This is a genomic window from Streptomyces javensis (assembly GCF_039525925.1).
Classification (GTDB): domain Bacteria; phylum Actinomycetota; class Actinomycetes; order Streptomycetales; family Streptomycetaceae; genus Streptomyces; species Streptomyces asiaticus.
In genome coordinates this window covers 102787-115367 of sequence record NZ_BAAAIF010000014.1, presented here as the reverse complement: position 1 = coordinate 115367, position 12581 = coordinate 102787, and the positions used below count along the sequence as shown (strand labels likewise).

The window sequence follows — 12581 nt, the reverse complement described above, 5'->3', positions numbered from 1 at the left end:
TCGCGTGGCAGGACGCGGATGATTCGGTCGCTTGTGGCCCGAGAGGCTAGAGAGCGATTTTGTGGGAATTCTGTGGGTTTTCGAGGCGGCGCGGCACGGGCGCCCGGACCTCGTCAGGCCCCCGCGGTCCGCGATCCGCCGGGCCGGTGTGCCGCCGTGTGGGCCACCTGAATGACGTCCGCGAGGGCGGCCGGACGCGAGAGGAACGGTGAGTGCGAGGAGTCCATCTCCACAACCGTCGTCGGCCGGGCGGAAATGGCGTCGATTTCCCGGACCATGAGGCGCTGCAACGCGGGCCGTATGGCGTTGTCCGCGGTGCAGACGACGTAGCTGTGCGGGATCGAACCGTACCGCTCGGCGGTCACCGTGATCGGTTCGGAGGTGACGCCGGCAGGCGCGTCCGTGCTCAGCAGCGAGACCGCCGCCTCGGCGGTCACCTCGTCGGTGACGTCGTTGTAGAACGTCTCGCGGATGACGGCCCGGCGATCGCTGTCGCCCGTGTCGTAGCGCAGCGCACCGACCGCTGCCGGGTCCGCCGAGAGCCCGCCCGCCACCATCTCTCCCGCGTTCTCCGGCTTGCGGAGGTACTGTCCCACCGGCGCCCCGCTGACCGGCGCGAACGCCGTTACGTACATGAGTCCGGCGAACAGTTCCGGCGCCCGTTCGGCAGCGGCGGTCGCCACGGCGCCGCCCATGCTGTGCGCCACGACCAGACACGGCCGGCCGCCCCCGATCCGCCGCACCTGCTCGACCAGGCTCGCGGCCGCGGAGGACGCCGTGATCCCGGCCACCGGCGAGGGCTCCGTGGCGAACGCGTCGGCATCGAACGGACGCGCCCATCGCGACCGGGGTGAGCGGCTCTTCAGACCGTGTCCGTCGAGGTCCACGGCGACCGAGGCGACACCACGGCTCGCGAGTTGCTCGGTGACCAGGCTCCAGCACCAGCTGCCATGCCAGAAACCGTGAACAAGCACCACAGGGGCCGTGAATTCCATGCTTTTCCTCTTTCATCCTGTATCTCGGCAATCAACCGGGACAGCAGGACCATAGACACGCGCCGGGGACGGGCAAACAGCTCAGCCACGTACTGACGGCCGGTGGATAAAACGGGCGGCCCTCGGGACGCCGCCCAGATGCGCTGGACGCGGCCCCCGGTGCGACGATGTACCTCATGAAGCGCCCTCTCGACGTGGCCCACGATCCGGTCGCCGACGCGGACCCGGACTGGATGCCCACCCCGGGGACCCAGGTGACGGACCGGATCCAATTGGGGGACTTCCTCCGCCGCCGCCGTGAGGCCCTGCGTCCGGAGGACCTCGGCCTCGCCCCGGGCGCCCGGCGCAGGACTCCCGGGCTGCGCCGCGACGAGGTGGCGGCGATGGCCAACATGTCCACGGCGTACTACGAGAGTCTCGAGCAGGCACGTGGCCCCCAGCCATCGGTCGCGATACTCGCGAGCATCGCGACCGCCCTGCGACTGACACCCGACGAACGGAACTATCTGTACCTGCTGGCCGGGCACGCGCCCCCGACGCCTGCCGAACCCCCGGACTACCTCGACCCGGGGCTGTCGTACACCCTGGACGCGGTGGCGGCCACGACACCCGCGCTCATCACGGACGACCTCTCCAACGTCCTGGCACAGAACCCCTTGAACACTGCCCTGTTCGGCACGTTCACCGACCGGCCCGGCCACGAGAGGAACCTGACCTGGCACTGGTTCACCTCCCCGCACTGGCGCTCCGTACTGCGCTCGGCGTCGCCGGAGGAGGAAGAGGCGACCAGCCTGCTGTACGTGGCCGACCTCAGGGCCACCGCCACCCAGCGCGGCCACGATCCCGCCGCCGCGACCCTGGTCTCCGATCTGCGTGCGGCCAGTGCGGAGTTCGCCGAGATGTGGGACCAGCACCGGGTGTCGACGCTGCGCTGCTCGACGAAATCCGTGTTCAGCGAGCAGGTGGGGCGCCTTGACCTGGACTGCGTCATACTCGCCAGCCCACTGTCCCGGCAGCGGCTTCTCCTGCTTCAACCCGTGCCCGGCACGGAGACGACGGATCGCCTGAGCCGCCTCCTGCCGGATTAAATCGCGGACCCGGGGGACGAATTCAGATCCGGCTTCTGGTGCCGCGGTCCGGTGTTAGCGTCAGCCGCCATGAGCAACGTAGACGGAAGGCACGACGCCCGATTCGACGCTGTCCGCGCCAAGATCGAGGAGAACGTGGCCTCCGGCGAGGAACTGGGCGCGTCGCTGGTCCTCGACATCGACGGCGACGTCGCCATCGATCTGTGGGGCGGCTTCCGCGACCCGGCTCGCACCGTGGCGTGGGACGAACACACCATCACCAATGTGTGGTCGACGACGAAGACCGTCACCAGCCTGGCGGCGCTCATGCTCGTCGACCGCGGCCAACTCGACGTCCACGCACCGGTGGCCGAGTACTGGCCCGAATTCGCCGCCAACGGCAAACAGAACGTCGAAATCCGCCACCTTCTTTCGCATACCTCCGGGGTCGCCGGTCTCGACCAGCCTGCCGTGCTCGAGGACCTCTACGACTGGGAGGGGTCCACCGCGCGGATGGCCGCGCAGGCCCTGTGGTGGGAGCCGGGAACGGCCTCGGGCTATCACTTGACGAACTTCGGCCATCTGCTCGGCGAGGTCATCCGCCGCGTGTCCGGAAAGCCCCTGAAGCGGTTCGTCGCCGAGGAGATCGCCGGCCCGCTGGGCGCCGACTTCCAGATCGGTGCCGCCGAGGAGGACTGGGGCCGGATCGCGAACGTGATTCCGCCACCCCCCATCCGGATCGACACCGACGCCCTGGGGCCGGACCACCCGGGCGTCAGGGCCGCGACCGGACCCTACCTGGAGGCGACCGACGCCAACACACCGGACTGGCGCCGCGCGGACATGGGCGCGATCAACGGGCACGGCAACGCCCGCTCCGTCGCACGTATGCTGTCCGCGATCGCCCGCGGTGGTGAGGTCGACGGCGTCCGGCTGCTCGGCCCGGACACGATCGATCTCATCTTCAATGAACAGGCCAACGGTGTGGACCTGGTCCTCGGCATCCCGGTGCGGTGGGGTGTCGGCTATGCGTTGCCCAAGAAGGAGACCATCGCCTGGATCCCCGAGGGAAGGATCTGCTTCTGGGGAGGCTGGGGCGGGTCAATGATCATCATGGACCTCGACCGGCGCATGACGATCTCCTACATGATGAACAGGATGGCTCCCGGCATCATCGGTTCCGACCGAAGTGGCGCCTACGTCACGGCCATCTACGAGGCGCTTCGGAGCAACGCCTAGGTGTGTTGCCCCGGCATGTTGGTGACGGGACAACACACCCAGGGCGGTGTCAACCAACGATCGGCAGTTGCACGTAGCCCAGGCGGGACGGTCCTGTGTGCACTCTGTTGACGGCCCCGTCGTGGTAGGCGGGGTCGTAGGCGTGGTGCATGCCGTGCGCGACGCCGTCGTAGGGCTGCACGTCGACGCGGATGCGCTGGCCCTTTCTGAGCAGCCCGGTGCTGGGGACCAACTCGATTTCGACCTCGACCTCCTCGTCCGGGACGAGCTCCGCGTAGTCGGCTTTGCGATGGGTGTGTTTGACGGTGTAGTTCGTGCTGCGTTCTTCGTCGATTTTCCGGTGCGAGGCTTTCAGCCAGCCCTTCATGAGAGGAATGGGACGATCGCCGAAGCCGCTCGTGGCGAACCCGGTGAAATCGACTTCGTGGCCGGTCTCGTCGATGACCCGTACTGACACGTAGATGTCCATGTCGTGGCTGGTGGACGAGACCGTCAAGCCGACTTTTCCGTATCCGGCGAGAATCGCGTCGGCGGTCAGCGGGGCGCTGAGGAACGAGCAGCCGGTGGCGTGCGGATCGGACTGGGCCGATGCGGCATCGACACGCAAGGCCGCTCCGCGGGCAGGAGGAACCAGCGCGATCTCGGCCGGATATGCCGTCTGCGCCGAGGCGGTCGGCTCGGTCGTCTCCAGCCGGAGGAACTGTCGCTCTCCGGCCGGCTGGGCCGTCTGTGCGCGAGTGGCGTCGAGGTACCAGCGGCGGTACTCGGTGCGTGCGATGGGCCACTCGTTCTCGTGGAGGATGTGCGCGGCACCGTTGCCAGTCCGGATCTCCAGGCGCACGGGCGGGACGTCCATGATCCCGTTGTCGACTCCCTTGAGCCAGTGGTCGAAGAAGGCTTTGTGCGCGGCGACGGTCTCCTCGGCGTAGGACTTCTGGAACCAGTCGTCCCAGAGGTCGAGCTTCTTGTTCGCGGTCGGCGTGGCCAGATAGGCGTTGCTGCCGCCGAGCTGGTGGAAGTGAGCGGAGTGCGTCGTCGCGGCAACTGCCCAGAGGGGGACGGTGACGTCGGTCAGGTCGGGGCTCATGAAGACCTCAGCCCGTGGTCCGAATACGGCGTCGGGGTCGGTGTCGCGGAAGGGGCTGTCCTTCAGGGTTGGGATGAAGTCCGCGATGTCGGGCGTTCCCACGACTGCGGGGTCGATCCCGTTCGCCTTCCAGACGGGCCAGAACTGCTCGTTGAAGATTCCGCCGTTGTAGGCGACCTCCTCGTAGAGGTCCACGTCGGTGCCGATGGCGATCATCGCTTTGAGGTGCTTGGGCTGGAGGCTGGCGGCCTGGTGCTGGCTCATCGCGAGGTATGACATGCCCCAGGTGCCGACGTTGCCGTTCGACCATGGTTGAACCCCGGCCCAGTCAATGCAGTCGCGAAGGGCCTCGGCTCCGGCGATCCCCCAGGGGGCGAGCCGTCCGGGGTTGTTGCCGGCGCCGGGCATGTCCGTTCGTACGACCGCGTATCCGTCGGGAACCCAGGATGCGGTGTTGACCGTTTCGTGGTTCTCGAATGGCTGCCCGCCGGGATTGCCGCAGAAGTAGTCGTCCTCCATGAGCTCGTGCTCTTCGAGGTCGGCGACGGTCGCGATGGAGTGGTGGTGGAACGCCTTGCCGTAGGGCCCCGAGCTGATGACGACCGGGTAGGTGCCTGGCTGGGCGGGCCGGAACACGTCTGCGAGGACGTGCTCGCCGTTTCGCAGCGGGATCTTGACGTCGCGGAACCGCAGGATGCCCATCGCGTTGCGGCGCACTTCATTCCGGGCGTTCGCCGGCGTGCACAGAGTTCGCGGGCCGGTGTCCTCGAAGACTCCGGCTTCGTTCAGATGCCGCAGGATCTCGGCGATGACCGGGTCGTCGGTGAACGCCTGGACCTTGTCCGCGGCAGCGGTGCCCGTGAAGTCGGCGTCGTGCCGGAAATCGATGTGCCGGCGGCCGATGATGTCGTGGACCTCTGGGGCGATCTGTGTCCCGTGGTCCCGGACGTTCTTCCGGCCGAGGGTGAACACGAATCGGGCGATGTTCGTCAGTCCGGGGTCGCGCAGCTTGGCGACATCACCGTCCACACGGGCGACGATCTGCGCCAGGTTCACCCGGGGGCGGGCGGAGACGTTGCCGATGGGTGTCGCCCCGACGAGGAAAGCGACCCGTTCTCCCTCCTCGTACAGGAATTCCCCCTCTGGTCCCGTGAGCCCCTGGTGAGTGGGGGTTTCGTAGCTGAGACCGGTGATCGGGCCGGCCAGTAAACCTGTCTGCGTCATGGGCTCTTCCTTGGGCGTGCTGAACGGGCGCTGGAGGTAGGAGGCGTGGTCGCCGCGGGTGCACCGCGGCGGTCGCCGTCGGTGCACCGCGGCAACATATCAACAGGCGTTGATATCGCGTGCTCACCGTACACTGCCGGCATGGCTGAGCGACTCGACACACGGGAGCCGCCTGCGCGGCGCGGCCGAAGGCCCGGACGGAACGCGACCCGCCAGGCGGTGCTCGATGCCGCGCGTCGGCAGTTCGCCGCGGCCGGGTTCAAGGGCGCGACGATCCGCGCGATCGCCGCGGACGCCGGCGTCGACGCCGCACTCGTCATGCAGTTCTTCCGGTCGAAGGACGAGCTCTTCGGAGCGGTGATGTCGATCTCGCCCGAGGCGCTCTCCCGTATCGCGGGCGCGTTCAGCGGTCCTCCGGAATCGGTCGGTGAGCAGGCTGTCCGGGCGTATCTCGCCGTCTGGGAGGGCGATCAGCCCGACGCCGACGCGCTGCGGGCGATGCTGCGTGGAGCGGTCTCCAACGAACAGGCGGGCGCACAGCTGCGGGAGTTCATCGAATCGCGACTGTCCGAAGGCGTCCGGCGCTTCGGGTCGGACCCTCATGACGCCGAGCTCCGCGCCGCTCTCGCGTCCGCCATGCTGATCGGCATCACCGTCGGCCGGCAGATCGTGCGAGTCTCCGTGCTCGCCGAGGAAGACCGCGAGGCGATCGTCCGGCGCGTCGGTCCGGCTCTACAGGCGCTGCTCGTGCCTCCGCGGTCGCCGACGTGACGTGCGACGTACGGCCCGAGTTGCCGCGTCGGACCATCCGGAGTCCCGCGCCCCTGAACGGCCATGGTCCGGAGGCGGGCGCGCGGCCGAGGTGTGCCAAGCCCTCGACGCGCTGCCGGTGGCATTCTGACGCCTGTGGGTACGCGCGGCCGGTGACGATGTATGGGGTGGACACCTTCGTCGGCTGTCCGAACGGCTGACGTCACACCCGTTGACGCGCATACCGGAGTGGCCGAAGAATGTGCGACACGCTCTGACAACGTTGTCTAGCCCCCGAGGTGTCGTTCCCGTGTCGCACCCGCCCCTGCTCCTCGACCGCCGCCGCTTCCTGCACCTCGCCGGTCTCACGGGCGCGCTTGCCGCCCTGCCCCCGCTCGCCGGAGCCGCGGCGAGTGCCCATGCGGCACGGGGAGGCACCGACACGCCGCCCGACGCCGTCGCGGCCACCTATCTGCGGGTGCTCCTGGACCACACCCGGTGGTCCGAGACGCAGTGGAACGAGGCCCAGGGGCACTACACCGCCAAGGACTTCGGGTTCGCCGTGGTCCTCGGCAACGCGGTCCTGCTCACCCACGGCACCTACGACGCGGCGCGCGCGGGCACCGACCGGGAGACCCTCGAGCGGCGCACGCTCGCCACCATCCGTCACTTCGCCGCGTCGAACCGGCTCACCGGCGGCGACGAGTGGGGCCGCACGCTCTTCTTCGACACCACCTTCCAGTCGTACTTCGTCCTCGCCGCCCGGCTGCTGTGGCAGGACCTCGACACCGCGACGCGGCACAACGTCGAGACCATCGTCCGCGAACAGGCCGCCTATACCGTGTCGTTGGGCAGCGGCGACGACCCCGCCTCGGGCGACTGGACGCCGAACGGCCTGGACGGCGGACACGTCGGCGACACCAAGCTGGAGGAGATGGGCCTGTACGCGCAGACCCTCGCACCGGCGCTCGCATGGGCCCACGACGACCGCCGGGCCGCCGACTGGGCCAGGTGGTACGGCATCTGGTCGCGCAATGAGGCGGGGTTGCCGCCCGCCGACCTCGCCAACCCCGCCCGCGTGGACGGCGTCGCCGTCTCCGAGAACACCGCCCGCAATCTGTACGACACCTTCATCGTCGAGAACCACGGCTCCTTCGGCCCGCACTACCAGGAGGAGCTGTGGCGCACCTCCGGCCGCAACGCCGCGCACTTCCTGGCCGCCGGACGCCCCCTCCCGCAGGTCCTCGCGCGGCAGCCGAACGCCCAGCCGCTGTGGCGCACCCTGCTGGGCGTCATGAGCGACGCGGGCGAACCGCTGATGCCGATGGTGGGCGACCGCGAGCACCTCTACGGCAGGGACGTCGTCCCGCTCGCCTTCCTCTCCCAGGTGATGCGCGACCGGGCCGCGGCGCGCGCGGAGCGGGAGCTGGCGTCGCGGCTTGAGGCGTACCAGCAGTACCCGCCCGAGCACCGGATGGCGAAGTTCTCGGGGGAGCCGAAGTACGAGCCGGAGGCGCGCGCCGAGATCGCGATCAGCTATCTGCTGCACGTGTGGGCGGCGGCGTCCGGGCGGCCCGTGGAGGCGCTGTCGCGCGCGGAACTGTTCGAGCACGCCTCCGGTGTCACGGACTTCGGGACCGGCCCCGGCCTGGTGTCGCACCAGTCGCCGACCGCGTGGGCCGGCGCCGTGACGAAGCCCGGGTTCGTGAAGTTCGCCTGGCAGCCGGACCACGACGACTGGCTGTTCCGGCTCAGCGGAGCGACCCCCATGTTCCTGCCCGCCACCGCCGCGAAGGTCCAGAGCCGTACCGTGCGCGTGTACGAGTCCCCGCGCGACGGCTTCGACGGCAGCGCGACGCTGCTGCGCCTCGACGGCGGCTGGGCCGGGTTCGCGACGCTTCCTACGGGCTCGATCGTCTACGCGAGCGGCGGCATCGCCGACGCCGAGGGCCACCTCGAGGTGCACAACCTGACGATGCCCGGCATGCCGGGGCTCGACGGCGCGCGCACCTACCGCTTCGAGGAGGGCGAGGCGACCGTCCGCGCCCGCGACACCGCCACCGACCCACCCGCCGCCGGACGGGTCGACGACCTCGGCTTCGCCCCCGCGACGGTGCGCCACGTCCGCATGCTCGGCGTGCGGCCCGACCCGGCCTACGGGTACTCCCTGTACGCCTTCGAGGTGCGCGACGGCGCCCAGGGCACGGACCTCGCGCGCGGCGGGTCCGCCACCGCCTCGTCGGCCGACGCCGGGAAGGGCGCGCCGCTCGCGGTCGACGGCGACGCGGCCACCCGCTGGGCGGTGTCGAGGGCCGACCGTCCGCGCGCCGACAGCTGGCTGGCCGTCGACCTCGGCGCCGAGCGCAGGATCGACCGGGTCACCCTGGCCTGGGAATCGGCGGCCGGCCGCGCGTACCGCGTCCAGGGTTCCTCGGACGGCCGGGTCTGGCGGGACCTGGCGACCGGGCCGCGGCCGGCGGTGAACAGCCGCGGCGGCTGGCTCGATGTCGACGGCCGCGCCGGGCTCGTGGTGCGTGAGGGCCGGAACCCGATCGGCGTCTACGACGACAAGATCGTCCTTGCTGACGGCCCGGCGGCACCGCTCCTCGTCGAGGGCTTTCCCGGCACGTCGGCCGGGAAGCTGCGCGCGATCGCCCGGGGGGCCGCGCCCACGGCGGAGGCCACCGAGGTGCGCACGACGCTGACGGACGGACACCTGACCCTGTTCAACCTCTCCGGCGAGTCCGTCAGGACGCGGATCACGATCCCGCGCACCGGCACGGACACGGTGGTCTTCGAGGGCACGCAGACGCTGACCGCCGACGGCACGTCCTTCGAGGCCGCCCTGCCCGCCGCCACGGCGGTCGTGCTGCCGCCGCGCTTCACGCTCACCTCTCTCACCGGCCGGGGTCTGCCGTCGGGCCTGCGGGTCCAGGTCGTCGACGGCGCGACGGTGCGTCTGTCCGGAGCCTCCTGCACCCTGCGCGTCCGGGCCCAGGGGCACAGCGAGGTCGCCGTCGTCAGGGCGGACCGGACGATCACCGTCGTCCTTGCCGGCGCGGCCGCCCACCCGCACGACGACCTGGCCCTCGGCAGGACCGTCTTCCCCACGAGCCCGCTGCCCGAGGGCATGTCCGACCCCGCCGCGGCGGTGGACGGCGACGCCCACACGGCCTGGAAGCCGGGCCCGCGCGGCCGCATGGTCGTGGACCTCGGCGCGGCCCGCCCGGTCCGCCTGGTGGAGACCGAGTGGACGGCGGGCGCGGTGCCGGGCGCGAAGGTCGGCTTCAGCACGGACGGCATCACCTACCGGGACGCCGGGACCCTCACCGGCCGGGGCCGCGTACGCCGACTGACCGCCGCCGGGACGGCCCGTTACGTCAGCCTCGAGATCGACGGGCCGGCGCAAGCGGCGGCGCCCCGCCTGCGGCGCCTGACGGTGCGCTGACCGCCCCGCGCCCACCAGCTGGGGTAGCCGGGGACGGCGTTGTCCAACGGCCGGCGCCTCGTCGGTCGGGGTGCCGGGTGAGCACACGCCCTAGGTGACCGCGCCCGGCCGGTGTGGCGGCCAGTCGGGCGCGGGGTCCTCGGCGAACAGCGGGCGGAGGGCGCCGATGGCCGCGCCGATGCAGACGTCGCGCAGTTGGGTGCGGGTGCAGGTCTCGTGGGTGAGCCAGTCGACGCAGAGGGTCTGGACGAAGACCAGCCAGCTCTTCAGGGCGCCGGACACGGCCTCGCGTGCGCTCTCGTCCGCGAGTGGGAGTACGGTCAGCAGCCGCGCGCGGAGCGCGTCCAGTTCGTTCGTCATGATCGTCTGGATCACCGGGTCGCCCGCGAGCACCCGGTTCGCGGTGAGGACGGCGTTGCGGTTCGCCACGAAGTAGTCGAGATGGACGTCCATGCCCTGGGTGAGCTGCTCCACCAGGGAGTCGGTGGGGTCGAATCGCGTCTCGGCCAGCAGCCGGTCCGCCGCCTGCTGGTAGACGGCCGCGAAAAGGGCCTCCTTGCCGGCGAAGTGACGGTAGAGCAGGGCCCGGGAGACACCGGCCCGTTCGGCGACCTCCTCCATGCGCACATCGGCGTAGGGGTGGGCGGCGAAGAGCCGTGCGCCGACGGCGAGGAGCTGGGCGCGGCGGTCGGCGGGGGCGAGTCGCTGGCGAGGAGGCACGAACGGAGCTTAGTTGACATGCGTCTACCGGTGCGCCCACTCTAGTAGACGCGTGTCAACTAGGCTTCGCCAAGGCGGCTCGGAGGGACCATGGCCAGGGCTCTGCGCGTACTCACTCAGCTGATGGGCTGGTCCTGCGTGCTGATCGGGCTGTACCACGTGGCACTCGGCAACGCGGCGATCCCGGGCGCCGGTTCCGCCGGTACGACGGTCGACAGCTGGGGCCGGTTCATGGGCGCCGGCTTCACCGGCTACGGGCTGGCCTGGATCTGGGCCGCGCGGCAGCGTCCGATCCCGGCCCGGGTGGTGCGGTGGCTGGCCGGGGTCTTCCTGCTGGGCGGCGTGGGGCGGCTGATCTCGCTCGCCGTGCACGGCTGGCCGCAGTGGTTCCAGATCGCACTGGCGGTGATCGAGCTCGGCCTGCCGCCGGTCTTCCTCTGGCTGGCCGACGCGGAGGAGCGGACCCCGCGCGGCGACGCGGCGGCCGTGCCCGCCGGTCGGTGAGGGGCCGGAGGGCACGGCGGCCGGGTCAGCCGAGGTCGGGGTGGCGGTCCCGGACCGGGCTGACCTCCTCCAGGGCCGCACCGAGCCGCAGGATCGTCGCCTCGTCGTACCAGCGGGAGACGAGCTGGATGCCGATCGGCAGTTTCCCGCCGCTGGCTCCGAAGGGGAGGGAGAGCGCGGGCAGGCCGGTGAGGTTGAACGGGACCGTCGCGCGCATGATGCCGCGCGCCGGGACGGTGACGTCGCCGACCTCGAATGTCCGTTGGGCGTGCGGCGGCGCGGGGACGGGGCACACGGGGCACAGCAGGACGTCGTAGTGCTCGAAGTAACCGGAGAACATGGAACTCAGCGCCTCGACCCGTTGCTGGGCGGCGACATAGTCGGTCAGCGTCACGTCCGGCGCGGTCAGCGCGCGCCGGATGACGCCGTGCAGCTCGGACTCGCGTCCGGCGACGACCTGCCGGAAGTACGGCACGACCTCGGCGGTGAACAGCACCGCGCTCAGCGCGGTCGCGTCGAGGGCCTCCAACTCGGGGAGTGGGGCCGGTTCGACCACGCAGCCCAGGGTGCGCAGGGCGTCGGCCGCCGCGCTGACGGTGGTCGCCACCTCGCGGTCCACCGGGCCGAAGGCGGGCTCGGTCGCCCAGCCCACCCGCAGCCCGGCCACGTCCCCCGGCCCGGCCATGTCCCCCGGCCCGGGCAGCTCGGCAGGGTGCGGGTGGTGCTGCCGCACGTAACCGTCGACACCGTCGGGCCCCGCGAGGACCCTCAGCGCGGCCGCGATGTCCCGCACACTGCGGGCCATCGGACCGATGTGCCAGTAGCGCCGGGGGACCTCGGGCCAGTGGCCGGTGGTCGGGATGCGGCCCCGGGTGGCCTTCAGCGCGACGATGCCGGTGTCGTGGGCCGGCCCCCGTACCGAGATGGCGACATCGCTGCCCAGCCCGAGCGGGGACATCCCGGCGGCGATCGCGGCCGATTCCCCACCACTCGATCCGCCCGGAGTCCGCTCGTGGTCCCAGGGGTTGAGCGTCCTGCCGGTGATGGTGTTGTCGGTCTCGGTCCAGTAGGAGAACTCGGGCAGGTTCGTCTTGGCCAGCGGAATCCCGCCCGCCGCCCGGAGCCTGGCCACCGCGGTCGCGTCCGTGGCCGGGACACGGCCCCGGAACAGGGCCGAACCGCGTGCGGCGACCACCCCCGCCACGTCCAGCGAGTCCTTGACCGTGAACGGAACGCCGTGCAACGCGCCCAGAGCCGTGCCCGCCCGCACGGCCCGGTCGGCGGCGCGCGCCGCGTCGAGCGCCCGCTCGGCGGTCACCGTCACGGCGTTGATCTCCGGGTCGACCGCCGCGATACGGTCCAGGTGCGCCCGCACCACTTCCACGGCGGATATCTGACGTCCCGCGATGAGCGCCGCCAGTTCGGTCGCGTCCCGGTAGTACAGCTCACTCTCGCCCACGGGCAGGCCCTTCCGCCGTCAAGAAGATGCAGAACGCAGCTACGTCGGCAGCGTACGCCGAGGGCCCGTCGGGACGTCTCGGGCCCGT

General features: G+C 71.0%; 9 protein-coding genes. 5 read left to right on the top strand and 4 right to left on the bottom strand.

Features of this window, described 5'->3' with window-relative positions; translation table 11 throughout:
* Positions 1-113: 113 nt before the first annotated feature.
* Complete coding sequence (locus ABD329_RS15655) at positions 114-995, bottom strand: alpha/beta hydrolase (RefSeq protein ID WP_198277953.1); 882 nt, start codon at positions 993-995, stop codon at positions 114-116.
* 176 nt (positions 996-1171) lie between these two features.
* On the opposite strand from ABD329_RS15655, the gene ABD329_RS15650 reads away from it, so the two are divergent.
* Positions 1172-2083: a helix-turn-helix transcriptional regulator gene (locus ABD329_RS15650; protein WP_246618553.1), complete on the top strand. Its 912-nt coding sequence runs from the start codon at positions 1172-1174 to the stop codon at positions 2081-2083.
* Between the two features lie 69 nt (positions 2084-2152).
* A complete protein-coding gene (locus ABD329_RS15645; RefSeq protein WP_198277954.1) occupies positions 2153-3301 on the top strand; it encodes a serine hydrolase domain-containing protein in 1149 nt (382 codons plus the stop codon).
* Between the two features lie 49 nt (positions 3302-3350).
* On the opposite strand, the gene ABD329_RS15640 is transcribed toward ABD329_RS15645, so the two are convergent.
* The gene (locus ABD329_RS15640) at positions 3351-5360 is read right to left on the bottom strand and encodes a CocE/NonD family hydrolase (RefSeq protein ID WP_344316508.1); all 2010 of its coding nucleotides are present in this window, start codon (positions 5358-5360) and stop codon (positions 3351-3353) included.
* Positions 5361-5753: 393 nt separating this feature from the next.
* On the opposite strand from ABD329_RS15640, the gene ABD329_RS15635 reads away from it, so the two are divergent.
* Together ABD329_RS15635 and ABD329_RS15630 are read left to right on the top strand one after the other, a co-directional pair.
* The gene (locus ABD329_RS15635) at positions 5754-6383 is read left to right on the top strand and encodes a TetR/AcrR family transcriptional regulator (RefSeq protein ID WP_198277956.1); all 630 of its coding nucleotides are present in this window, start codon (positions 5754-5756) and stop codon (positions 6381-6383) included.
* A 289-nt stretch (positions 6384-6672) separates the two neighbouring features.
* The gene (locus ABD329_RS15630; protein ID WP_198277957.1) at positions 6673-9810 is read left to right on the top strand and encodes a discoidin domain-containing protein; all 3138 of its coding nucleotides are present in this window, start codon (positions 6673-6675) and stop codon (positions 9808-9810) included.
* 90 nt (positions 9811-9900) lie between these two features.
* Here the strand turns inward: ABD329_RS15630 and ABD329_RS15625 are convergent, their stop codons facing one another.
* The gene (locus ABD329_RS15625) at positions 9901-10530 is read right to left on the bottom strand and encodes a TetR/AcrR family transcriptional regulator (protein WP_198277958.1); all 630 of its coding nucleotides are present in this window, start codon (positions 10528-10530) and stop codon (positions 9901-9903) included.
* Between the two features lie 90 nt (positions 10531-10620).
* Here ABD329_RS15625 and ABD329_RS15620 point away from each other — a divergent pair, with 90 nt between their 5' ends.
* Positions 10621-11034 carry a DUF4345 domain-containing protein gene (locus ABD329_RS15620; protein ID WP_198277959.1) on the top strand — a complete coding sequence of 138 codons (414 nt, stop codon included), beginning with the start codon at positions 10621-10623 and terminating at the stop codon, positions 11032-11034.
* 25 nt (positions 11035-11059) lie between these two features.
* On the opposite strand, the gene ABD329_RS15615 is transcribed toward ABD329_RS15620, so the two are convergent.
* The gene (locus ABD329_RS15615; protein WP_344316507.1) at positions 11060-12493 is read right to left on the bottom strand and encodes an amidase; all 1434 of its coding nucleotides are present in this window, start codon (positions 12491-12493) and stop codon (positions 11060-11062) included.
* Positions 12494-12581 lie beyond the last annotated feature (88 nt).

Bases quoted from the DNA above. Each gene is read 5' to 3' on its own strand.
- ABD329_RS15655 (WP_198277953.1), bottom strand. From the start codon at position 995: ATGGAATTCACGGCCCCTGTGGTGCTTGTTCACGGTTTCTGGCATGGC.
- ABD329_RS15650 (WP_246618553.1), top strand. From the start codon at position 1,172: ATGAAGCGCCCTCTCGACGTGGCCCACGATCCGGTCGCCGACGCGGAC.
- ABD329_RS15645 (WP_198277954.1), top strand. From the start codon at position 2,153: ATGAGCAACGTAGACGGAAGGCACGACGCCCGATTCGACGCTGTCCGC.
- ABD329_RS15635 (WP_198277956.1), top strand. From the start codon at position 5,754: ATGGCTGAGCGACTCGACACACGGGAGCCGCCTGCGCGGCGCGGCCGA.
- ABD329_RS15620 (WP_198277959.1), top strand. From the start codon at position 10,621: ATGGCCAGGGCTCTGCGCGTACTCACTCAGCTGATGGGCTGGTCCTGC.